17 protein-coding genes are annotated in these 23,270 nt (G+C 45.2%); 13 read left to right on the top strand and 4 right to left on the bottom strand.

The window, feature by feature from the left end:
• Window positions 1-208: 208 nt before the first annotated feature.
• Window positions 209-877 (bottom strand): DedA family protein, encoded by a 669-nt coding sequence (locus tag BM329_RS02540; protein WP_092548434.1) that lies wholly within the window; start codon window positions 875-877, stop codon window positions 209-211.
• 690 nt (window positions 878-1,567) lie between these two features.
• On the opposite strand from BM329_RS02540, the gene sstT reads away from it, so the two are divergent.
• Window positions 1,568-2,809, top strand: coding sequence for a serine/threonine transporter SstT (gene sstT / locus BM329_RS02535; RefSeq protein ID WP_092548431.1), 1,242 nt, complete (start codon window positions 1,568-1,570; stop codon window positions 2,807-2,809).
• Between the two features lie 89 nt (window positions 2,810-2,898).
• On the opposite strand, the gene BM329_RS02530 is transcribed toward sstT, so the two are convergent.
• Window positions 2,899-4,920 (bottom strand): oxidoreductase, encoded by a 2,022-nt coding sequence (locus BM329_RS02530; RefSeq protein ID WP_092548427.1) that lies wholly within the window; start codon window positions 4,918-4,920, stop codon window positions 2,899-2,901.
• Window positions 4,921-5,377: 457 nt separating this feature from the next.
• On the bottom strand, window positions 5,378-6,025 hold the full coding sequence (locus BM329_RS02520) for an ArsR/SmtB family transcription factor (protein WP_245758990.1): 648 nt from the start codon (window positions 6,023-6,025) through the stop codon (window positions 5,378-5,380).
• Window positions 6,026-6,148: 123 nt separating this feature from the next.
• Between BM329_RS02520 and BM329_RS02515 the strand changes: the two genes are divergently transcribed.
• The 10 genes from BM329_RS02515 to BM329_RS02470 all read left to right on the top strand — a co-directional run bounded on the left by BM329_RS02515 (window position 6,149) and on the right by BM329_RS02470 (window position 18,914).
• Window positions 6,149-6,646 (top strand): DUF2938 domain-containing protein, encoded by a 498-nt coding sequence (locus BM329_RS02515; protein ID WP_092548421.1) that lies wholly within the window; start codon window positions 6,149-6,151, stop codon window positions 6,644-6,646.
• A 689-nt stretch (window positions 6,647-7,335) separates the two neighbouring features.
• Window positions 7,336-10,728, top strand: a complete 3,393-nt coding sequence (locus BM329_RS02510) for a non-ribosomal peptide synthetase (RefSeq protein WP_092548418.1) — start codon at window positions 7,336-7,338, stop codon at window positions 10,726-10,728.
• Entirely contained in the window at window positions 10,725-12,383 is a 1,659-nt protein-coding gene (locus BM329_RS02505) for a GMC family oxidoreductase (protein ID WP_092548415.1), read from the top strand. The genes BM329_RS02510 and BM329_RS02505 overlap by 4 nt, the downstream gene beginning before the upstream one ends.
• Window positions 12,373-13,104, top strand: coding sequence for a thioesterase II family protein (locus BM329_RS02500; protein ID WP_092548412.1), 732 nt, complete (start codon window positions 12,373-12,375; stop codon window positions 13,102-13,104). Before BM329_RS02505 ends, BM329_RS02500 begins: the two co-directional genes overlap by 11 nt.
• Before the next feature lie 2 nt (window positions 13,105-13,106).
• Complete coding sequence (locus tag BM329_RS02495; RefSeq protein WP_092548409.1) at window positions 13,107-14,243, top strand: acyl-CoA dehydrogenase family protein; 1,137 nt, start codon at window positions 13,107-13,109, stop codon at window positions 14,241-14,243.
• 140 nt (window positions 14,244-14,383) lie between these two features.
• Complete coding sequence (locus BM329_RS02490; protein ID WP_092548406.1) at window positions 14,384-15,253, top strand: GNAT family N-acetyltransferase; 870 nt, start codon at window positions 14,384-14,386, stop codon at window positions 15,251-15,253.
• Between the two features lie 77 nt (window positions 15,254-15,330).
• Entirely contained in the window at window positions 15,331-15,795 is a 465-nt protein-coding gene (locus BM329_RS02485; RefSeq protein WP_092548403.1) for a group II truncated hemoglobin, read from the top strand.
• Window positions 15,796-15,844: 49 nt separating this feature from the next.
• Window positions 15,845-16,687: a metallophosphoesterase family protein gene (locus BM329_RS02480; RefSeq protein ID WP_092548400.1), complete on the top strand. Its 843-nt coding sequence runs from the start codon at window positions 15,845-15,847 to the stop codon at window positions 16,685-16,687.
• 85 nt (window positions 16,688-16,772) lie between these two features.
• Window positions 16,773-17,348, top strand: a complete 576-nt coding sequence (locus BM329_RS02475; protein ID WP_092548397.1) for a flavoprotein — start codon at window positions 16,773-16,775, stop codon at window positions 17,346-17,348.
• Window positions 17,349-17,642: 294 nt separating this feature from the next.
• On the top strand, window positions 17,643-18,914 hold the full coding sequence (locus tag BM329_RS02470; protein WP_092548394.1) for an MFS transporter: 1,272 nt from the start codon (window positions 17,643-17,645) through the stop codon (window positions 18,912-18,914).
• Between the two features lie 108 nt (window positions 18,915-19,022).
• Here the strand turns inward: BM329_RS02470 and satP are convergent, their stop codons facing one another.
• Window positions 19,023-19,595 (bottom strand): acetate uptake transporter, encoded by a 573-nt coding sequence (satP, locus tag BM329_RS02465; RefSeq protein ID WP_092548391.1) that lies wholly within the window; start codon window positions 19,593-19,595, stop codon window positions 19,023-19,025.
• A gap of 350 nt (window positions 19,596-19,945) precedes the next feature.
• On the opposite strand from satP, the gene dnaK reads away from it, so the two are divergent.
• Both dnaK and dnaJ read left to right on the top strand, forming a co-directional pair.
• Window positions 19,946-21,856: a molecular chaperone DnaK gene (gene dnaK, locus BM329_RS02460; protein ID WP_092548388.1), complete on the top strand. Its 1,911-nt coding sequence runs from the start codon at window positions 19,946-19,948 to the stop codon at window positions 21,854-21,856.
• 105 nt (window positions 21,857-21,961) lie between these two features.
• On the top strand, window positions 21,962-23,098 hold the full coding sequence (gene dnaJ / locus BM329_RS02455) for a molecular chaperone DnaJ (protein WP_092548385.1): 1,137 nt from the start codon (window positions 21,962-21,964) through the stop codon (window positions 23,096-23,098).
• The last annotated feature ends 172 nt before the right edge of the window (window positions 23,099-23,270 follow it).

The following is a 23,270-nucleotide window of genomic DNA, read 5'->3' as shown; positions in this document are numbered from 1 at the left end:
GTTCCCAGATTTTGGCAGGGGATGACATGTGACACCGCCTTTTATTTAAGGAAGAAGAGCCCCATCATGGCACAATATGGATTACGGCTGTAGTATTAAACACCGTCTGAAGTGGATGAATAAACTGGCTTTTGAACAAGGCTTAGCGGGCTGGAAGATCAATCTCCTGTGGTATGTTTTTCCGCAATACCACAGGAAGAACGGAAGATTACAATAGGGTATTATTGGAGCGTTTTTTGCGCCAAATAACAGTCAGGCTGCCAATTAAGCCGGCGAGTAACAGACCCACAGGTAACAACACTAAAAAATTCATCAAGTATTCTTCATACTGGCGAAACAGGGGGCTTTTACCCAATGCATAGCCCAAGGTTGTCAGGATAATTACCCACAGAAACCCACTGAGCCAATTGAATATTTGAAAACGACTATTATTCAGACCCGCAAGACCCGCCAGTGTTGGCAGCAAAGTTCTGACAAAAGCAATGAAACGGCCTATCAGCAAGGCAGATAAGCCATGACGATGGAATAAGTTGCGCGCGCGCTGATGATAATGTGCAGGAAGATGTGACAGCCAGCCCTGAACTAACTTTGTATTACCAAGCCATCTCCCCTGAAGATACCCGACCCAGCAACCGAGGCTGGCACCGACAGTGAGAATGAACAGTGTCACCGGGAAACTCATGGTCTCTTTTGCAATTAAGACACCAACTAATATCAATAGGCTATCACCGGGTAAAAACGCTGCGGGCAGTACCCCGTTTTCCAAAAACAGGATGGTAAACAGCAAAATATAGATTGCCCATACTAAAGACGGATTAGCTAGTGTTTCGTAATCTTGGTGCCAAAGTGCATAAATAAGGTCTGTTACAATTTCCATCAAATGTTCCTAAAACGCGGGTTAAGGATTGCATCTTACTTTTATGGTGCATTTATGGTGAATTTCTATTGAATGTTTTGGATGACAAAATATTCAATTCTAATTGTCATAAAATGCTCTCGAAATCCCTTCAAGGTGGCATAAAGATTGACAGGGTCCACTTTAACAAAATCAGCAGTAGCGAGATAGAAAATTTTGGTGATCAATTGAACATTGGTACAAATGTAAAAATAAGCTCATCCATATATATCAATTGATTAATGGCCTGATAAAGTTTCCTGAAATAGCATAAATGGCCTATTTATCCCGTGGAAAGGTTGAATTTGTGCATCTTACCAATTAACGCCATATCTGTGGCTTGGTTAATGACGAAAAGTAATCTATTTCTGATATTGATGGCTGAAAGCAATTCGCCCATATTTCTGAAAGAGTCTAATTCATTTCCTATTATGAATTTAAACAGTATTTTTTATTTTTTACTGTATTGGTCGCTGGGGGATGAGATTAATGCAATGCGAAAATTGATGTTCCGATCACACAAATGTAAATGTTTTGTTATCAAATGCGGTGTTGTCTGTATATTGCAATTAATTATTTTTTGTCGTTCTCTTAATTTCCCTATAACAGGGAAGCAAACACAAAAACATCAGGCTTATAAAGCCAAAAATATAAAATATAAATGGATAAGCTATGGAAAAAAAACAAAAAGGCTTTGTGCAATACCTTGTACAAGGAAGCTTAGTAAAACAAATCCTAATCGGATTAATATTAGGTATATTACTGGCATGGCTGGCACCTGAAACAGCCAAATCAGTCGAATTGCCAGGAGCACTCTTTGTAGGAGCATTGAAAGCGGTAGCTCCTGTTTTAGTGTGGGTCTTGGTCATGTCCTCAATTGCAAACCACAAGGCAGGACAGAAAAGCAATATGCGGCCCATTATATTTCTGTATCTGATGGGGACATTCCTTGCCGCAGTTGTGGCTGTGATTGGCAGTATGTTATTTCCATCAACACTGACGTTGGTGACAAATGATGCCCAAATGTCGCCCCCGGAAAATATCGTTGAAGTGCTGAGGGGATTGCTGATCAATGTAGTTGCTAACCCAATTGATGCGATATTGAAAGGGAATTACGTTGGGATTCTGGCGTGGTCAATCGGTTTGGGTATCGCTTTACGCCATGCCAATGAATCGACTAAATTGCTGATCCAAGATCTGTCAGGAGCGGTGACTCAACTTGTGCGAGTTGTTATCCGTTTAGCGCCTATCGGTATTTTCGGGTTGGTTTCTTCGACGATTGCCACAACAGGATTTGAGGCCTTGCTCGGTTATGTTCAACTATTAACCGTATTGCTTAGCTGCATGATTATTGTTGCTCTGGTCGTCAATCCATTGATTGTTTATTGGAAAATTCGCCGTAACCCTTACCCGCTGGTTTTTGAATGCTTGCGTGAAAGTGGCGTAACGGCATTCTTTACCCGTAGTTCAGCCGCTAATATTCCCGTGAATATGGCAATGTGCCGTCGTATGAATCTGGATGAAGATACTTATTCCGTTTCCATCCCTCTGGGGGCAACTATTAATATGGCTGGTGCGGCAATAACTATTACCGTATTGACGTTGGCAGCAGTGAATACTTTGGGCATGACTGTAGACATTCCTACGGCAATATTGCTGAGTGTTGTTTCGGCGATTGCGGCGTGTGGATCTTCGGGAATTGCAGGTGGCTCGTTATTGTTGATTCCGCTGGCATGCAGCATGTTTGGTATTTCCAATGAAATCGCCATGCAGGTTGTTGCTGTTGGCTTGATCATCGGTGTCCTGCAAGACTCTACTGAAACCGGGTTGAATTCCTCCACTGACGTATTGTTTACCGCAGCAGTTTGTCAGGCTGAAGATATTCGCATTGAAGAACAATTAGCACAGCGTTAAGCATTCGCTGGAACCGGAACGGCGATAACGGGTATTAAATCCGCTATCGCCGTTCTGCATTTAAACTCTATTAATTAAACGTCCATTCATTATATCTTGAGCGCCAACCGGGTTCCTTGGTCGATTGCCCGACGGGCATCCAGCTCGGTTGCGACATCAGCCCCGCCAATGACATGCACACTTTTTCCCATCACCTGTAACGGTTGGAAAAGCTCTTTCAATGGCAACTGTCCTGCGCAAATAATGACGTTATCCACTTCAAGGCATTGCTGTTCATCACCACGGTGGATATGCAGCCCCTGATCATCAATTTTCAGATATTGAACACTGTTCAGCATGGTGACACCGCGCATCGACAGGCTGGCTCTATGCACCCACCCCGTGGTTTTCCCCAAGCCGTCACCGACTTTGGAATCTTTGCGTTGCAGCAGGTAAATTTTTCGTGGAGAACGTTCGACCTGTGTTCCTTCCGGGCGTAATCCACCCCGATGCATAATGGTTTGATCAATGCCCCATTCATGGCTGAATGCATGGCTGCTCAAACTGGTACTTTGCCCACTTTGGCTCAGATACTCTGCGGTATCAAAACCAATGCCACCTGCACCGATGATGGCGACACGTTTTCCTACTGGTCGTTTGTGTTTTAATACATCAATGTAAGTCAGCACTTTGTTGTGATCAATACCGTCAATATCGAGAATACGTGGTGTAATGCCTGTTGCGATAACGATTTCATCAAATGATGAAAGCTGACTGGCTGTTGCTGTGTGGTTGAGGCGAACTTCAACACCATTCAGGGCTAATTGGCGATCAAAATAGCGCAGAGTTTCATGAAACTCTTCTTTGCCGGGAATTTGTTTGGCGATATTAAATTGTCCGCCTATTTTGCTGTCTCGTTCAAATAACGTGACATGATGCCCTCGGCTGGCTGCCGTGACCGCAAAAGATAATCCAGCAGGGCCTGCACCAATAACGGCGATGGTTTTAGGTGCGGTGACTGGCTCAGTAATCAATTCTGTTTCGTGGCAGGCGCGTGGATTGACCAGGCACGAGGTCAGTTTCCCGACAAATATTCTATCCAGACAGGCTTGGTTACAACCGATGCAGGTATTAATCTCGTCAGCCCGGTTTTGTTCGGTCTTTAGGATAAATTCGGCATCAGCGAGGAAAGGACGTGCCATCGATACCATATCTGCACAGCCTTCACTGAGGATTTGTTCGGCAACTTGTGGATCGTTGATGCGGTTGGTCGTAATTAAAGGGATGCTGACTTTTCCCATCAATTTTTGCGTTACCCAACTGAATCCTGCTCTGGGAACCATCGTTGCAATGGTTGGAATGCGCGCTTCATGCCAACCGATACCCGTATTGATGATGGATGCGCCAGCTTTCTCTATTTTCAACGCCAGTTGTTCGATCTCTTGCCAGTTAGAGCCGTCTTCGACTAGATCCAGCATAGAGAGACGATAAATAATGATAAAACGTTCTCCCGTAATGGCGCGGACGGCTTTGACAATTTCCAGGGCAAAACGCATACGATTTTCGAAGGAGCCGCCCCATTTATCGTGTCGGTGATTCGTACGCGTAACCAAAAATTGATTGATGAGATAACCTTCTGAACCCATGATTTCGATGCCGTCATAACCTGCAAGTTGGGCAAGTTGGGCACATCGGGCGAAATCTTTGATTGTCTGCTGGATATCTTCTTCAGACATTTCTCGGGGCATAAAGGGATTGATAGGGGCTTGAATAGCAGAAGGGGCAACAAGGTTTTTCTGATAGCTGTAGCGCCCTGTATGCAGAATTTGCAGGGCAATTTTCCCCCCCGCCTGATGTACAGCATCCGTAACGAATTTATGGTGAGGCAGGGAATCCTCGCTATTGAGGACACTTGCACCTGCGGCAACAACGCCCTGAGGGTTTGGCGCAATACCGCCAGTCACAATCAATGCAACGCCACCAGCTGCTCGTTCTGCATAGAACTGAGCCAACCGTCGGGCACCGTCAGGATGTTCCTCAAGCCCGGTATGCATAGATCCCATCAATACACGATTTTTCAATGTGGTAAAGCCCAAATCCAGCGGTGCAAGCAGGTGAGGGTAATTGCTCATTGCGTTCTCCATCAAATATTTGGTAGCTCAAAAAGTATAATTTTTCTGGGTGGCTTAAGTTTTCACTTGGCTATGGTTAAGTGGTCGGATGAGATGGTTATCAAATTTAGACGGTTCTGGCTTGATTGGAATAACTTTGTTAAGTGATTGTGACAAGTATCATGAAATCCATTGGGAATAAATACCCCCGATTTATGATTGTTGTGCATTTAATAATAACTCTATATTTTTACTGTGTTATACCTTTCATCTTTCAAGTTGCCGCTTTATTGGCTGCGCTCACTCACCCCGGTCACATAGTTAACATAGTTATCTATGCTCCCGGGGCTTTGCTCTCTTGCCGTCGCGATGTAACTTGAAATCCATTGTGTATACACGTTGACACTTATTTTACTTAACGCCAGATGACATATTAACCGCTATTATTTTGATAATTTCGATTAAGTAAAAATTAGTTCTACGGTTTTACCTCAATGCGCATTCCTGCCTCTTTCCAGCCCGAAAATCCTTTTCTAAATCTACGCGCTTTAATACCCTTGGCACGGAGCAATGCAAGAGCGTTGGCAGAAAGCACGCAATAAGGGCCACGGCAATAGGCGATCAAATCCTGATAAGACGTTAATTCACCCAGCCGGTTTTCCAGTTCATCAACCGGAATATTGATGGCATTGGGCAAATGGCCCTGTTCAAACTCCTCTTTCGGCCTGACATCCAGTAAGGTCATGCTCTTCTGTTTGATCCTATCCAACAGCTCTTCCCAGGAAATCGCCTCCTGATTGTTCGTATCATCGATCAACCTGCGCATTTCTGTGCGATTAAATTCAGCATATTGCTGGAGCACAGAGATAATTTCCATGACAGGCCCTTCACCCCGACGATAAAGCACGTGTTTACCCGATTTGCGGGATTGAAGCAGCCCCGACCGTTTGAGATGCTGAAGATGCTGGGAAGTATTGGCAATGGACAGACCGGAAAGCTCCGACAGACTTTCCACGGATTGTTCAGTATCAACCAGACATTGAAGCAGTGTGAGACGATGGGTATTTCCCAGCACTTTGGCGATTTCCGCAATCTCAACAAGGAGTTGCTTATCAAACATTGACATCAGACTTCCAATACTATTACATTCAATGAATTTATTGAGTATGATAATATCAGAGTTTTTCAGGCAGTTCGAGTGCCAACATATAGCCAGTGAGTGATTATTGTATTCGGAGGATAGTAACACATGAATGAAGGACTGGAGTTTATTGTTTATTCTGTATTGATTGGTGCCGGAGCGACAGTTGTCATGGATCTCTGGGCTGTTTTTGTGAAACGCTTTTTCGGCATTCCCTCGCTGAACTATGGGATGGTGGGGCGCTGGCTTGGGCACATTCCAAAAGGACAATTTACCCATACAAACATTATGCAAGCTGAACCCGTGAAAAATGAAAGTGGAATCGGCTGGTTCGCCCACTATTTAATTGGCATCATTTTCGCTGGGTTACTGTTATTTATTTGGGGATTGGATTGGGCAAAAAATCCTACATTTTTGCCTGCTTTAATTACAGGTATCGTGACTTTAGTGGCTCCTTTTTTCATTCTGCAACCCGGTATGGGAATAGGGATTGCTGCCTCCAAAACTCCGGCACCTAATACAGCCAGGTTCAGGAGCCTGATGGCACATACTTCTTATGGTGTTGGGTTGTATTTAGCTGCACTCTTATTAACATTATTTTCTTAATCTTATTTCTGAATCACCGTCGATAAACTTTTTCCCGTTTATCGACGGCATTATCTATTTTTATCTTCATTTCCCATGATTATTTCAATCATTTATTTCTTACCAGGAATATTAAAATAAATATGAATCCTGCCTGGTAAATAAATAATGATAATATAAAAATCCATTATTATCATGGTGTTAAACTATACTTTAGTAATAAAACTTATGTAATAATAATTATTCATTCGATGTCGTTATTAGATATAATACATGGTTATAAACATGTTGAATTTATGTAACCTGAGAAATACCATCAAACAAAAATTTGAATTCTTAATGGGTAAGTGTTGAGAAGGAAAAATAGCAATTGGAATTTTTCTATCCAAAACTATTCATATTTTCAATATCTAACCAATCACTCTGGCTATATTTTCGGGACTGTTTAATTTTGATCCTAAAAAATCAGGGCAAACAATTACACCCAATAAATTTCGAATTGTGGTGCGATGGCTGTAGTGCAGATTTCCAAAAGCATAGATAAATAATACAAATAAGTAATATTTATAACTATGCAACGATGCAACGATGCAACGATGCAACGGAAATAAGCCCATGCAGCCAACAAAACTGCAATCTGAAAGATAAAGGGTAAATACAACACCACATAGAGAAACCTTACTTTCTCGGTTACATGTAGGAGATAATGTATGCAACATTTTCTCAAAGCATTGCAAGGTTCTGGATTACAAGTTTCTATTTCTCCTGAATTATCTGAACCAGAAAATAAAAATGCGGGCATAGAAACTTCCCAATTGATACAACAGATTCATGGGATGCTGCGCAATGCCTTACCGTTGAACACGGCCATGCCGATAGTAACAGAAGAAAATATTTCTGAGGCAGAAGACTTTCCATTAACGGATATTCAATATGCTTATTTAATAGGCCGTAATCCCGGATTAGAATTGGGTGGATTAACCAGTTGCCTGTATACCGAATGGGATATGACGTCTTTAGATATCAAGGCACTCAATGATGCTCTGAATAAAATCATTGAATACCACCCCATGTTACGAGCCACTTTATCTTTGGATGGGCAGCAACGAATTTTACCTTCTCCGTTGACCTATACCATTTCTACTCAAGATGGCAGGACATGGACTGCATCAGAAAAAGACGAACAACTGGCAATAATCCGCCACGAAATGGAGACGCAATTACTGCCAGTGGATAAAGCACCGACATTCAATATACGGGCAACAAGACTGAGTGATGATATTACCCGCCTGCATATCTATTTTGATTTGATGTTTGTGGATCTACATAGTGTCCGTGTGATACTGCGTGATTGGTGGCAAGTTTATCAGGGGCATAGCCTGCACACTTTACCTGACAACATGGATTTTCGCAGTTACATCAAATCGGAACGTTATTTACAGGGGCAACCCCAGGGGCTGCGTGATAAAGCCTATTGGGAACAGAAAATTGAGAATCTGCCTCCATCGCCTGAATTGCCTCTGAAAAACGCCCCTGAGTTGCTTTCTCCGCCTTCTTTCAAACGTTACAGTCGAAAAATCAATGCGGAAACACTACTGACGCTCAAGAAAAAAGCGGAATTGCGTAAACTGACGCTGGAATCCGTATTCCTCGGCATGTATGCAGAAGTGCTGCGTCAATGGTCGAAACGTCAAACTTTTACCCTGACTATCACTCAATTTGGACGCCGTTCCTATTTTGCTGGCATTGAGAATGTGGTCGGTAATTTCCTGCAACCCATGTTGCTGGGAATACATGGAACTGAGACAGAAAGCCTTAGCGAACGTGTAATACAGATCCAGACTGATTTGATGATGAATCGCTGGCACTCTTCCTACAATGGCGTTCAGGTTTTACGGGAATTGACCCGACGCAACCACGGCAGCCGTGCAGCGGCAGCACCTGTCGTATTCAGCAATACACTCACCTCTGATTTAGACGAGGTTGTAACAAATGTGGGCTGGTCGGAAGCCACGCAAGTCTATAGCAGCAATCAAACCCCACAGGTATGGCTGGAAAACCAAATTGTCCTAGTTGATGGACTTGTCCAAGTTAACTGGAACACAGTCAACGAACTATTCCCTGACGGTATGGTGGAAGCTATGCTGGACGCTTATCTGACGCTGATTACAGCTTGCGCGGAAGATGATTCATCATGGGATAAGACTTCATCATTGGTGCAGTTACCTGAATCCGATCTGGCAGAACGGGTGGCAGCCAATGCAACGGATACCGATTTTGACATGAAGCTTCTGCATGAAATGATTTTGCATGCTGTGGAAAAATTCCCCGATGCAATTGCACTTGTGCAGGGAGAAAATCAAATCACCTACTCGGAAATGGTGAACAAAGCCGGAGCAATCGCACAGCAAATTTGCACTTCTGTCCAGATTAATCCCAATGATATTGTCGCGGTATCCATGCCACAAAGCCCGGATTTAGTGATCGGATTATTGGGTGTCCTTATGTCAGGCGCGGCTTATGTGGCAATCGATCCTCAACTTCCCGCTGAACGCCGCATGAGCCTGCTTAACCGGTGTACAGTAAAATGTATCATTACTGCCAGCACAGTGTTTAAACAGGATGAATTTGCCAGTCTACCCCGGATCAATCTGGATGAATGCCCCATGCATAGTACTATGGATATAGGGCAAATGACCTCAAAGCAGGGGCTGGATGATCTGGCTTATGTCATCTTTACCTCCGGTTCAACCGGAGAGCCTAAAGGGGTTATGGCTTCCCATCGTAATTCTGTAAATACGGTGCTTGATATTAATCACAAATTCCAAGTGACAGAACAAGACTCGGTATTATCTGTCGCACCGGCAGGCTTCGATTTGTCTGTCTATGACTATTTCGGGCTATTGGGCGTGGGAGGAAAAGTTATCTTAGCAATGCCTGAAACTGCCAATGACCCGAAAATCTGGCTGGAGCTGCTGGTCGAACATCAAATCACTATCTGGGATAGCGTTCCCGCTCCCGTCAAAGTGCTGGTAGACAGAAATGAATCTGCATTGGCCGAAACAAAACTCAGGCTGATTCTTATGAGCGGCGATTGGATACCTGTCGATCTGCCAGAACGCATTCGGGAAAATCTACCGAATACGGCGATCATCAGTCTTGGAGGAGCCACCGAAGGCTCTATCTGGTCGATATATTATCCCATTGAAAAAATAGATAAAAACTGGAAAAGCATTCCCTATGGCAAACCGCTGGCAAACCAGACCTTCCATGTTTTGAACAATTGGTTCCTCCCCTGTCCCAAATGGGTCACAGGAGAACTCTATATCGGCGGAGACGGTGTGACTCAGGGTTATTTGGGAGATGCCGAAAAAACCGCACTGCGCTTTATTACTCATCCCATTACGGGCGAGCGATTGTACAGAACGGGAGACTTGGGGCGCTATATCGCGAATGGATTGATAGAAATTCTGGGACGTGAAGATAATCAGGTGAAAATCAATGGATATCGCATTGAATTGGGTGAAATTGAAGCTTGTCTTCTGGCTCACCAAAATACCAACCATGTCGTTATTGATGCCCCTGTCCATGCCAAAACCGGGCAACGGCATATCGTCTCCTATATTGTTCCGGTCAATGCAGAGACTTTGCATGAGCCTGGCCATTTTCAGGATCAACTAAGAGAACTGGCACGGAAAACATTACCCTCTTATATGGTGCCCAGTTATTACATCTTGCTGCACCACATGCCATTAACCAGTAATGGAAAAATTGACCGTAAGTCATTGCCTCTCCCTTGGTCTGATACCGAAGAGAACACCGATTTCATGGTTGAACCGGCTAATGAGATAGAAGCAAAGATCCTTAAACTCTGGCAGGCACAACTTCAGCATGATGATTTTGATGTCACCGATGGCTTTTTTGATATTGGTGGTGATTCACTTCATGCCGTAGGCTTGCTCAGTGCATTGAGGCAGGAGTTTAAGATCACGCCGGTAGGCGAACAAGACATTATTGAAGGACTGTTCATGAACTCTAATATTCAGTCTTTTTCTCGCATTATTGAGACAATTATTCAATCTCAAGCGGTGAATGACCTATGACCAAGACACACGATTATTACGATTACATTATCGTAGGCGGTGGTTCGGCGGGATGCGTAGCTGCATCACGCCTGTCTGAAAATGGCATGAAGTCCGTACTGCTGATTGAAGCCGGTCACACTTCCGATGTTCACAACCCTGCCAGCCCGCTCAGAGACGCCTCACGCTTGGTACTGGAAGGATATAACTGGGATTATGAGGCCAATGTACGCAATGAAGATCGGTTCACTGATCTCATTCCACCTTCTGTGCCTGCGCAGGAAGACAAGCAGACGGCCCGCAAACATAAAGGACGCAGGCCATTCAATTATCGGGTAGGAAAAGTACTCGGCGGCTCCTCTGCGGTTAACGGTGCTATCGCTCTGAGAGGCTTTCCGGGCGATTTCGAACAATGGGTAAAAATGGGTTGTCCCAATTGGTCTTGGGAGCAAGTTCTGCCGTGGTTCAAGCAGCTGGAGAATGATGTCGATTATATCAATGATGACAATCATGGCTCACACGGGCCAATGTGTCTGCGCAGACCGCCAAACGGTGAGATTCATCCCCTTGATATGGCTTTTGCTCACGCCTGCGAACAATCTGGCGTCCCTTATGCCGATGACCTTAATGTCGGTGAAGAACCCGCCGTAGGCCCTGTTCCTGCCAATGTCATCAATGGTGCCGAAAGGGTGGATGTCTATCGTTCATACCTTGAGCCGGTTTTGCAGAGAGAAAACCTGCACATTATGACTGATGCTCTGGCTGCACAGATCACCTTTAACGGTACTGTCGCTTCTGGTGTAAAAGTTATTCAGGCAGGAAAAGAGCTGATTTATCGAGCAGAACATATCGTTCTCTGCGCCGGTGCCATTGGCTCAGCTGCGTTGTTACAACGATCAGGTGTGGGTGATCCCGGTCATCTGAATTCATTGGATATTCCGATTGTTGCGGAAGTACCCGCCGTTGGCAGAAATTTAACGGATCATGCGTCAGTCGTATTATGGGCCCTTCCCAAAGCGGGAGTCTGTACAACAGGTCTGCCGTGGCGTCAAATTGCGGCCCGCATCAGCAGCGGTTATGACGCAAAAGTCGATGTACAAATTGGTCTGCTGAATAATGTTGCCAGTGATACCGTGCCGGGTTTCAGAGATCGCGTTGCTTATCCCATGTTGGTCGGAGCATCCGTGATGCTGATGCGCCCGCAGGCACTGGGGCGCGTTTTTATCAGTAGTGCCGATTTGACAGCACTGCCCGAAATTGATCTGCCCCTCACTCGCAGTACGGCAGATATCGCCCGTCTTGTGGGCGGCGTACGCAAAATTTGGGAAGTTCTACAGCATCCAGAAGTCGATTCCTTCCTTGACGGCATTCAATTTTGGTCTCACTCCATGATTTATAACGACGAAATCATGAACAGTGCGATTAAGAATCTGGTCAATCCGGGCTGGCATGCTTCCGGCACGCTCAGAATGGGTGCTGACGGTGATCCGGATAGTGCAACCCAAGAAAATGGGCAGGTACGTGGCATCAAAGGTGTAACCGTTGCCGATGCGTCTTTGTTTCCCACGATTCCTTCCATGCCGACTAATCTGACAACTATCATGGTCGCTGAACGTATTGTCAGTTTCTTGCTTGAGAAGGAAACCACCAGCGAACGGAGGGCAAATGGACATTAAGTGCAGACGGGTCATTTATGCCTTTCCACACGCGGGAGCTACAACAGCAATTTATCGCCCTTGGTTGAATAATCTGATGGCGACTAATGCCGCAATCTTGCAACCAGTTGCGATCCCGGGTCGCGGTTATCTGGCTAAAGAGCCGGAAATAGACGATCTCGATTTACTGGCTGAACGGCTGGCGTCTGATATCTGGAACGATCTCCGGCAGAAACAGGCTCAGGGGATTACTGAATGGATCACCTTTGGCCACAGCTTTGGTGGAGTTCTGAGTATCGCGGTTGGTCACGTATTAGTGAAAAACTATGGTATATCTCCTCTATTTGGCGTGATTTCCAGTTCTGTTCCTCCACATCTTCAACAGCAAGATGAGCGTCATCAATGGACGGATGAACAGTTAATCCAAAAAATCAAAGAAGACCAAGGGACACCCGAAGCCATCTTGAACGAGCCTGCGCTGATAAAACCAATTATCAAGCAATTGCGCAGTGATTACCTGATACGCAGCCAATTTCCCCAGATTGACAATATACGAGTGAATTATCCGCTGGCACTTGTTTCAGCCACCAATGACATCTATGTCACGTTGGCAGATATGGAAGACTGGAAAAATTACACTTCTCACGATACTTCGCTCATCCGTATCGAAGGGGATCACTTCGCTGTGTACCAACACTGGGATGTCATTAAGCAAATACTGCTGACAAAGAATCTGGAGTGAATATGCGTATTGAGACTGATAATTTCGAGAATTACCGGAAGTCTTGCCGTGAGTTTCTTGAACGTGAAATCGTCCCTGAGCATCAGCTATGGGAGGAAAACGGACTGGTTGAGCGCTCTTTCTGGGAAAAACTGGGGAGGTCAGGATTACTGGGTATCAGTGTCAGCCCCGAATTCGGAGGGCTGGGAAAACACGATTATCGATTCGCGGTGATTCTGACAGAAGAGCTTATCAAAGCAGGTGTCACCGTACCGGGGATCGTGGCCCACAATGATGTTACCACCAGCTACATTTTTGCTCTCGGTAACACCTATCAGAAAAAGAGATGGTTGCCGGATCTATGTAGCGGAAAACAGGTCGCAGCTATTGCCATGACAGAGCCAAATGGGGGTTCCAATACCGCAGATCTTAAAACCGTGGCTACGCGGCAAGGGGATTATTATCTGGTTAATGGCAGCAAGACCTACATTACCAATGGTATTAATGCGGATTTAATCGTCGTTGCTGTCAAAACTGAAGAAGGACAGCAAGGTCAGGGTATCAGTTTGTTGGCAATAGAGCGGGGCATGCCGGGTTTTTCCAGAGGAGAACCTTTGAAAAAAATTGGCTGGAACGGCAGTGATACCGCTGAACTCTTTTTCCATGACTGCAAAGTACCTGCGACCAATCTGATTGGCCGTGAAAACCTCGGCAACTATTACTTCATGTCAGCAATGCCTCGTGAACGTCTCAGCATTTCAACTGTGGCGGTTGCCAGTGCCGAAAATATTTTGCAAAGCACACTGGAATATGTGAAAGAAAGAAAAGCCTTTAATCAGTCCATCGGTTCCTTTCAGTACAACCGTTTTGTCCTCGCTCAACTGGATACCGAAGTAAAAATTGCCCGCGTTTATCTTGATAACGCCACTGATCTTTTTAACCAAGGCCTTTTCAGCTTAGTGGATGCAGCCCGCATCAAGTTATGGACAACTGAACTTCAGATGAAAGTGGCAGATCGTTGCCTGCAATTACATGGCGGGATGGGATATATGCGCGATTCCGTTGCCGGCAAGAATTGGCTAAATAGCCGCGCTCAAACTATTTACGGTGGAACCAGCGAGGTATTGCAAGAAATTATCAGTAAATCTATGGGACTTTAGTATTCAATTTAGTGCTTAGTCATGCCGCAAACGCAAAGATAGGCCGATGAATTGCTACAAATAGCTCTGAAGTTCCCAACACTGAGAGTCTATTCCGGTAGGCTCTTACATCCTACCCTATTCGAGAGGATATATTGGTTATGAATGAGAAGAGCAGCAAAACATGTCTCATCCGATCGGTAAATGCCAGACAATGGAACTCCATTGTTCTTGGCTGGGCAGAGGCCGAAAATTGGGATATGTGCATAGGCGATACATCTAATTTCTTTAATGTAGACCCGAATGCCTTTTTTATTGCCTATCGTGATGAACAACCAATTGCATCAATATCGATGGTCAAGTATTCAGATAATTATTCGTTTGGCGGCAATTTCATCATTGCACCGGAATTTCGTCATCATGTTTGCGCTGCAAGAATATGGAAACCCACCATTGCCTATGCAGAACATCGCACGATTGGGTGTGATGGTAATTGGGATAAAATTCAGATCTATGAAAAAAGAGGGTTTGTCATCCATTATCGCAATGTCCGGCTTTCTGGCTCCATTACGCAAAAAATTATCCCGCCGACAGGCGCGATCCCGATTACGCCAGCCAATATCGCTGACATCATTCAATACGATGCCGAATGCAGCGGCATCTATCGGGATACATTGCTTTCTAATTGGTTTTGGGGAGAGCAGCGCTATGGGTTTTGTACCTATTCCAAAACAGGAATTTCCGGCGTCATCGGTATCCGTAAGTCTCATAACGGCTATCGGATCGGGCCTTTTCATGCTGACAATCCAGAAGCTGTCGAAACTCTCGCTCTTACTGCATTTGCGCTGGTTCCTGCCGGAGAAAACATATCAGCCGATGTTCCTGAAACCGATAACAACGACTTTCTCCTGCTGGCTCACGAATATGGGCTACGGGGACTCTTTAATACATACAGGATGTACAAAGGCAATGTTGTATCCAAGGGACGGCAAGATAAAGTCAAGGCAATTAGTTCGTTGGAATTGGGATGATAAGTATTCAGACACCGTCCTTGTCTGAATCACAGCATCATTAATATCGTTAACGTACTCATATAAGAGGTTATGTTATGGCAAATGAAACACCAACCTTATTTGAATGGATGGGAGGCCGTGAGGTGCTCATGAAACTGATGGACACCTTTTATGCCAAGGTTGAACAAGATGAACTGCTGGCCCCGCTGTTTGAGAACATGAAATCAGACCACCCGGGCCATGTCGCTATGTGGCTGGAAGAAGTGCTCGGCGGAGAAGAACGTTATACCAATGAACGCGGTGGATTCAAAGTCATGCTGAGCCGTCACCGGGGCAGGAGTATTCAACCTGAACAGCGGAAAAGATGGGTCGATTTACTTATGCTGGCTGCCGATGAAGTCGGTTTACCGTCCGACCCTGAATTTCGCGCAGCATTCGCAGGCTATATCGAATGGGGTTCCCGCAGGGCTGAGGCTAATTCCCAGCCGGATGCAAAGCCATCACGCCGCGAAACTGTACCCAAATGGGGTTGGGGAGATGCCCCTCCGGGAACGCCCTAATTTTTTGCTCTGACCCTTAAAGGACATTTAGCGATAGTGAGGTGAAAGCATGCTGTTGGCTATCAGTGATTTACATGTATCCCATGCTGCAAATCGTTTGCTGGTTGAATCATTAAGGCCAACCACGCCCAATGATTGGCTCCTGCTTGCCGGCGATATTGCAGAGCAGGAATCAGACTTTACATGGGTTATCAGTACACTGTCCCAACGGTTTGCCCAGGTTGTTTGGACACCGGGTAATCATGAACTTTGGTGTACCCCCAAAGATCCATTAAAGTTACCCGGTGTCCTGCGTTATGAACATTTGGTCAATATCTGCCGAAAATATAACGTTCTCACCCCGGAAGATGAGTTCTGCCGCTACCACATGGGGGATGGTTCAGCTGTCACCATTGCCCCTGTCTTTACGCTGTACGACTATTCATTCAGAAACACCTTTGACTATACCGCTGATCAGGCTATCGAACGCGCCCGCCGGTGTGGTGTCATTAGTTCTGACGAGTTCTTCCTGAAAACCTATCCCCACAAAAGTATTATCGATTGGTGCCGAGAGCGTATTCAATATACCGAAAAACGTTTGAATATCATTCCAGATGATGAAGACATCATCCTGATGAGCCACTTTCCCATCATCCGAAAACCCCTCGAATCTTTACGCAATACCGAATTTTCCATTTGGTGCGGTAGTGAAAAAACTCATCAGTGGGCATCGAGAAAAGGAGTACGCATGGTGGTATACGGTCATCTGCACATTCCAAATATCGAATATATTCAGAATATTATCCATATTGAAGTTTCGTTGGGATATCCACGGGATTGGCAAGAGCATCGCAAATGCTCTTACTTAGTGGAACTGGATGGATTACTGGAACATGCAAACGAGTATCGCTGACTATTTATTTTAACTAACCCGTTATTTTAACTAACCCGTTATTTTAGCTAACCAGCCATGCTGATAATAAAAGGCTAATTTACCCATGAAAAATGATGAAATGATTCAACAGATAAAACCGCGGATTCTGATTGGGACAACCGGCTCCGTCGATATCAGCCTTCTTCCCAGATACCTTTTAGCTATTAAGGCAACGATCGACTGTACTTTAACGGTAATAATGACAAACAACGCCACTACCTTTTTGCCAGCAGAAACGGTTGCTCTCTATGCCGATCGAGTTATCAGCGGAGAAAAACCGCAAGACTGGCCAACAGATAAGCCTTCACGCATTGTTGCGGATCATGACCTCATGGCAGTTCTACCTGCAACTGCCAACACACTGGCAACTGTTGCCCACGGCGGTGCGACCAACCGATTAACGACAGTCGTTTTGGCCTCCACATTTCCTGTTTTGTTTTTTCCTGTCATGGGTAGTGTAATGTGGGAAAAAGATGCAACACGCCGCAATATCAACCAGTTACGCAATGATAGCTACCATGTTATTGAACCTGTGTGGCATGAAAACTTTGATGCGTCCCTGCAACGGATGGTCGGGCATCCTTCACTGCCGGACACTGAAACGGTTATTTCTCTGTTAAAACAATATCTACCGAAATAACTTTTATCTGTGGAAGAGTGTTCAGTAATCCTTACCTGGCAGAATAGTTAATCAGCAAATAGGATTCTTACTCTTCCCCTGCCAAATCCTCTGGTAGCTCGCCATTAAAGCCATTTTGAGAAAATTTAAGCTACCTATTTTAAGCTACATATCACCATAATGGTTTCATTTTAAAAATTGTAGAATAAACATCTTTTAATATAGCATAAGTTATATTTTCATCTAGCCAAATCGCAACAAGGTGATTGAAAATAGTCATGAAAATCTTATTTTATAACTATAAATCGGTAAGTTATGTCACAATATCAAAATCGTTCATTAAACAAGCAAGACTATAAAACTCTGTTTCTGGCTGCTCTGGGTGGTGCTTTGGAGTTTTATGATTTTATTATCTTCGTCTTTTTTGCCGTTACGCTTGGTACGCTGTTTTTTCCTGCGGACATACCTGAATGGCTTAGGCAACTGCAAACCTTTGGCATTTTTGCTGCGGGTTATTTAGCCCGGCCCTTAGGTGGAATCATCATGGCTCATTTTGGTGATTTGGTCGGACGTAAGAAAATGTTTTCACTCAGTATCTTCCTGATGGCTGTACCAACGCTGGCCATCGGGATGCTGCCTACCTATGATTCTATTGGCATCGTCGCTCCCCTGCTGCTTTTATTTATGCGTGTGATGCAGGGGGCTGCTATTGGCGGGGAAGTTCCCGGTGCATGGGTTTTTGTAGCAGAACATGTTCCCCATAAACGCATTGGATTTGCGTGTGGTGTTCTTACAGCCGGCCTGACCATAGGAATTTTATTTGGTTCTCTTGTGGCAACCATCATTATGTCTATTTATATCAAACAAGAAGTCCTGGACTGGGCCTGGCGCCTGCCATTCTTGCTGGGCGGGATTTTCGGCCTGTGTGCTGTGTACCTGCGCCGTTGGTTACATGAAACACCTGTCTTCAAAGAAATGCAGGAGCGCAAGGTATTGGCAGAAGACATGCCGCTCAAGTCTGTGGTTTTTAATCACAAACGCGCCGTTATAATGTCTATGCTGCTGACTTGGTTACTCTCCGCTGGCATCGTTGTCGTCATCTTAATGACACCAACTTATATGCAGACAGTATTTCATCTGGAACAGTCGCTGACCCTGAAAGCAAATAGTCTGGCCATCATTTCATTGGCGATTGGCTGTGTATCTGTCGGATATTTATGTGATAAGTGGGGAGCCGGTATCGTTTTAATTATCGGTTGTCTTCTTTTGGCTGCCACAAGTTGGATTTTTTACCATAATATCAGCGATGAACCACTCACATTATTTAGCGCTTATGCTATCGTCGGGCTGTCTGTTGGCGTGGTCGGAGCAGCGCCGTTCGTCATGGTCAAGAGCTATCCGCCAGAAGTGCGTTTCAGTGGCATTTCATTTTCATATAATCTGGCTTATGCCATTTTTGGCGGATTGACCCCGATCCTTGTGACCTTACTGCTGAAATATACGTCACAAGCACCCGCCTACTATATGATGTCCTTATCGGCTATCGGTTTCTTATTAGGGGGTTATTTGTGGAAAAAAGGCGTGTAGCAGATGTAGCAGATAATGAAGAATAGGGGACAATAACAGCTTCTTTTAAAGAACAGGAAGAACAGGAAGAACAGGATGAGCATAAATATTCATCCTGCCTTACAACGATTAGGCGTGTTTTACTTCACCAATTGGCAAAATAGTACGGCCGTATTGTTCATTCAGAACTTCCGCCATTGCCAGATAGAAAGCACTTGCACCACAGATAACACCCTCAAAACCAGCAAAGGCCAAGATGCCCGCATTACCCGTGATATTGCCAATCGCCAACAATGCGAACAGCAGCGTCAGGCTGGCAAACACAAATTGCAGAGTACGGTTTGCTTTCAACGTACCAAAAAACATAAACAGGGTGAAAATCCCCCACAGGGCCAGATAAACGCCGAGGAATTCATGGCTGGTTGCTTCAGCTAACCCCATTGTTGGCAGGAAAAGCAAGCCAATCAAACTCAGCCAGAACATACCGTATGAGGTAAATGCGGTTGCAGCAAAAGTATTCCCTTTTTTGTACTCAAAAATGCCAGCCAGCACCTGAGCCAAACCACCATAAAAAATTCCCATGCTCAGGATAACTGAGGTCAATGGGAAAAAACCTGCGTTGTGCAAATTCAACAAAATGGTGGTCATGCCAAAACCCATTAAACCCAATGGGCCTGGGTTCGCCAACTTAGTAGAATGCATACTCCCCCTGGAAAATACGAATAAAACAAAATATTAAAAAATTTCTGGCGGCGGTTTCCGGTGCCAAGAAATCATAAAAGGCGGCGAATCATAATGTGATGGCATCAACTACACAATGGTCTGAGAAAAAAAAATTTTATCAAACCTCAAAAATTTTTCAGTCTCCCCCTTGATGATGGGATGAATGACCCCATCTAAGTCTCAACTACAGTTACTACTAATATTCCGGCATTAGCTGAAAATATAAAATGAGGAATTTCTGGCCATCAGTGCCATTGAAAAGAAAACATTCGTCCTCATATAGCTTAGTAACTTGACCGAATATATGAATTCTTTGTGGAGGCGTTTAGATGGGTAAAATCATTGGTATCGACTTGGGAACTACCAACTCTTGTGTAGCAATTATGGACGGCACAACCACTCGTGTGCTTGAAAACAGCGAGGGTGACCGTACCACACCTTCTATCATCGCGTATACTCAGGATGGTGAAACTCTGGTTGGTCAACCTGCTAAACGTCAGGCTGTTACTAACCCGCAAAATACGCTGTTCGCCATCAAGCGTTTGATCGGTCGTCGTTTCCCAGACGAAGAAGTTCAGCGTGACGTATCTATTATGCCATACAAAATCATAGCTGCGGATAACGGCGATGCATGGCTGGAAGTGAAGAACCAGAAAATGGCACCACCTCAGGTTTCAGCTGAAGTTCTGAAGAAAATGAAGAAGACAGCAGAAGATTATCTGGGTGAGCCAATAACCGAAGCTGTTATTACCGTTCCGGCATACTTCAACGATGCACAGCGTCAGGCAACTAAAGATGCCGGCCGTATCGCAGGTCTGGAAGTAAAGCGTATCATCAACGAACCAACCGCGGCTGCTCTGGCTTATGGTCTGGACAAAGAGATCGGTAACCGTACCATCGCAGTTTATGACCTGGGTGGCGGTACTTTCGATATCTCTATCATCGAAATCGACGAAGTTGACGGCGAAAAAACGTATGAAGTTCTGGCAACCAACGGTGATACTCACTTAGGTGGTGAAGACTTCGACAGCCGCATGATCAACTATCTGGTTGACGAGTTCAAAAAAGAACAAGGCATCGACCTGCGTAACGACCCACTGGCCATGCAGCGTCTGAAAGAAGCAGCTGAAAAAGCGAAAATTGAGCTCTCTTCCGCGCAGCAGACTGACGTGAATCTGCCATATATCACCGCAGACGCGACGGGTCCTAAGCACATGAACGTTAAAGTAACTCGTGCGAAGCTGGAATCTCTGGTTGAAGATCTGGTTAAACGTTCTATCGAGCCACTGAAAGTTGCTCTGAATGACGCTGGCCTGTCTGTATCTGATGTCCAGGATGTGATTCTGGTTGGTGGTCAGACTCGTATGCCAATGGTACAGAAAGCAGTTGCAGATTTCTTCGGCAAAGAGCCACGTAAAGATGTCAACCCAGATGAAGCCGTTGCGATGGGGGCAGCAGTTCAGGGCGGCGTACTGGCAGGTGACGTGAAAGACGTTCTGCTGCTGGACGTAACGCCACTGTCCTTGGGTATCGAAACTATGGGCGGCGTGATGACATCCCTGATTACTAAGAACACCACTATTCCAACCAAGCATAGCCAAGTGTTCTCTACAGCAGAAGACAATCAGTCCGCAGTAACCATCCATGTACTGCAAGGTGAGCGTAAACGTGCCAACGATAACAAATCACTGGGTCAGTTCAACCTTGACGGTATTCAGCCAGCAATGCGCGGTACTCCGCAGATCGAAGTCACTTTCGACATTGATGCTGACGGTATCCTGCACGTTTCTGCGAAAGACAAAAACTCTGGTCGTGAGCAGAACATCACCATCAAGGCATCTTCTGGTCTGAACGAAGAAGAAATTCAACAGATGGTACGCGATGCAGAAGCCAACGCAGAAGCTGACCGTAAATTTGAAGAGCTGGTTCAGATTCGCAACCAAGCTGACCAACTGATCCACAGTACCCGTAAACAAGTTGAAGAAGCGGGTGACAACCTGACTGCTGACGAAAAAGCAGTAATCGAGAAAGCATCTTCTGAGCTGGAAACTGCGGCGAAAGGCGAAGATAAAGCTGAAATCGAAGCGAAGATCCAGGCTCTGGTTGAAGCATCGCAGAAACTTCTGGAAATTGCACAGCAACAAGCTCAGGCTGGTGCTGCTGACGCAGGTGCAGGCAATGCGAAGAAAGAAGACGACGTTGTAGACGCTGAATTCGAAGAAGTTAAAGACAAAAAATAATAGCCCTTAGCGGGCAAGGTAACAGGGCGCCTGTTACTTGTTAACTGGCACGGGCGTTGAGGTAACTCTGCGCCCGTGCGTGCGTTGTTAAGGGTAAATAATATAATGACAAAAAAAGATTATTACGAAGTTTTGGGCGTTTCCAAAACCACAGACGAAAAAGAGATAAAAAAAGCCTATAAACGGCTGGCAATGAAATATCACCCTGATCGTAATCAGGACGATAAAGACGCAGAAAGCAAATTCAAAGAAATTAAAGAAGCGTATGAAATCCTGACAGATTCTCAAAAACGCGCTGCTTATGACCAATATGGTCATGCTGCCTTTGAACAGGGCGGCATGGGCGGTGGTGCTGGCGGTTTCGGTGGTGGAGCTGACTTTAGTGATGTTTTTGGTGACGTTTTCGGAGATATTTTCGGTGGCGGTCGTCGTCAACAGCGCGCCAGCCGTGGTTCAGACCTGCGTTACAACATGGAACTGACACTGGAAGAAGCTGTCCGTGGTGTGACCAAAGAGATCCGCATTCCAACATTAGAATCCTGTGATATCTGTCATGGTAGCGGCGCAAAAACAGGCACCCGCCCAGAAACCTGTCCAACCTGTCATGGTGTGGGCCAGGTACAGATGCGTCAGGGATTCTTCGCAGTTCAGCAACCTTGTCCTCAGTGTCACGGACGCGGAAAAATCATCAAAGAACCTTGCGGTAAATGCCACGGTCATGGTCGCGTTGAAAAATACAAAACCCTGTCTGTTAAGATCCCTGCCGGTGTAGATACCGATGATCGCATTCGTTTGAGCGGTGAAGGTGAAGCCGGTGAAAATGGTGCACCATCAGGTGATTTATACGTACAGGTTCAGGTCAAAGCGCACCATATTTTTGAGCGCGAAGGCAGCAACCTCTATTGTGAAGTCCCGATCAACTTCGCAACTGCCGCATTGGGTGGCGAAATTGAAGTTCCCACTCTTGATGGCCGTGTCAGCCTGAAAATCCCTGCGGAAACTCAGACCAGTAAACTGTTCCGCATGAAAGGTAAAGGTGTTAAATCTGTCCGCGGTGGTGCACAAGGTGACTTGTTATGTCGTGTTGTCGTCGAAACGCCGGTTAAGCTGAACGAAGAGCAGAAAGAGTTAATGCGTAAACTGGGTGAATCTTTTGGCGGGAAAGGCGGTGAAACCAACAGCCCTCGTTCCAAGAGCTTCCTTGATGGCGTGAAGCGATTTTTTGATGATTTGACAAAGTAATTTGAATACTTTTGTATACCCAATGGATTTCAAGAGGCAGTTTGAAAGACGAAGTGTATACGGCCTGAACAATGGAAACAAAAAAAGTCAGGAGGGGCTAACTGCCTCTCCTGTTATTTCCTTGTACGTACTTCATTTTTTTACTTACTTTATATTACAGCAAGCAGAAAGG

This window comes from Xenorhabdus koppenhoeferi, from assembly GCF_900116635.1.
Lineage (GTDB): Bacteria > Pseudomonadota > Gammaproteobacteria > Enterobacterales > Enterobacteriaceae > Xenorhabdus > Xenorhabdus koppenhoeferi.
The sequence above is the reverse complement of the archived record's forward strand: the minus strand, read 5'-3'. Positions and strand labels throughout refer to the sequence as shown.

What these genes read in the sequence shown, in the direction of transcription:
- BM329_RS02480 (WP_092548400.1), top strand. Translation starts at nt 15,845, where the DNA reads ATGCTGTTGGCTATCAGTGATTTACATGTATCCCATGCTGCAAATCGT.
- BM329_RS02495 (WP_092548409.1), top strand. Translation starts at nt 13,107, where the DNA reads ATGCGTATTGAGACTGATAATTTCGAGAATTACCGGAAGTCTTGCCGT.
- BM329_RS02530 (WP_092548427.1), bottom strand. Translation starts at nt 4,920, where the DNA reads ATGAGCAATTACCCTCACCTGCTTGCACCGCTGGATTTGGGCTTTACC.
- BM329_RS02510 (WP_092548418.1), top strand. Translation starts at nt 7,336, where the DNA reads ATGCAACATTTTCTCAAAGCATTGCAAGGTTCTGGATTACAAGTTTCT.
- dnaK (WP_092548388.1), top strand. Translation starts at nt 19,946, where the DNA reads ATGGGTAAAATCATTGGTATCGACTTGGGAACTACCAACTCTTGTGTA.
- dnaJ (WP_092548385.1), top strand. Translation starts at nt 21,962, where the DNA reads ATGACAAAAAAAGATTATTACGAAGTTTTGGGCGTTTCCAAAACCACA.
- BM329_RS02500 (WP_092548412.1), top strand. Translation starts at nt 12,373, where the DNA reads ATGGACATTAAGTGCAGACGGGTCATTTATGCCTTTCCACACGCGGGA.
- satP (WP_092548391.1), bottom strand. Translation starts at nt 19,595, where the DNA reads ATGCATTCTACTAAGTTGGCGAACCCAGGCCCATTGGGTTTAATGGGT.
- BM329_RS02540 (WP_092548434.1), bottom strand. Translation starts at nt 877, where the DNA reads ATGGAAATTGTAACAGACCTTATTTATGCACTTTGGCACCAAGATTAC.
- BM329_RS02515 (WP_092548421.1), top strand. Translation starts at nt 6,149, where the DNA reads ATGAATGAAGGACTGGAGTTTATTGTTTATTCTGTATTGATTGGTGCC.
- BM329_RS02470 (WP_092548394.1), top strand. Translation starts at nt 17,643, where the DNA reads ATGTCACAATATCAAAATCGTTCATTAAACAAGCAAGACTATAAAACT.
- BM329_RS02485 (WP_092548403.1), top strand. Translation starts at nt 15,331, where the DNA reads ATGGCAAATGAAACACCAACCTTATTTGAATGGATGGGAGGCCGTGAG.
- sstT (WP_092548431.1), top strand. Translation starts at nt 1,568, where the DNA reads ATGGAAAAAAAACAAAAAGGCTTTGTGCAATACCTTGTACAAGGAAGC.
- BM329_RS02505 (WP_092548415.1), top strand. Translation starts at nt 10,725, where the DNA reads ATGACCAAGACACACGATTATTACGATTACATTATCGTAGGCGGTGGT.
- BM329_RS02520 (WP_245758990.1), bottom strand. Translation starts at nt 6,025, where the DNA reads ATGTCAATGTTTGATAAGCAACTCCTTGTTGAGATTGCGGAAATCGCC.
- BM329_RS02475 (WP_092548397.1), top strand. Translation starts at nt 16,773, where the DNA reads ATGAAAAATGATGAAATGATTCAACAGATAAAACCGCGGATTCTGATT.
- BM329_RS02490 (WP_092548406.1), top strand. Translation starts at nt 14,384, where the DNA reads ATGAATGAGAAGAGCAGCAAAACATGTCTCATCCGATCGGTAAATGCC.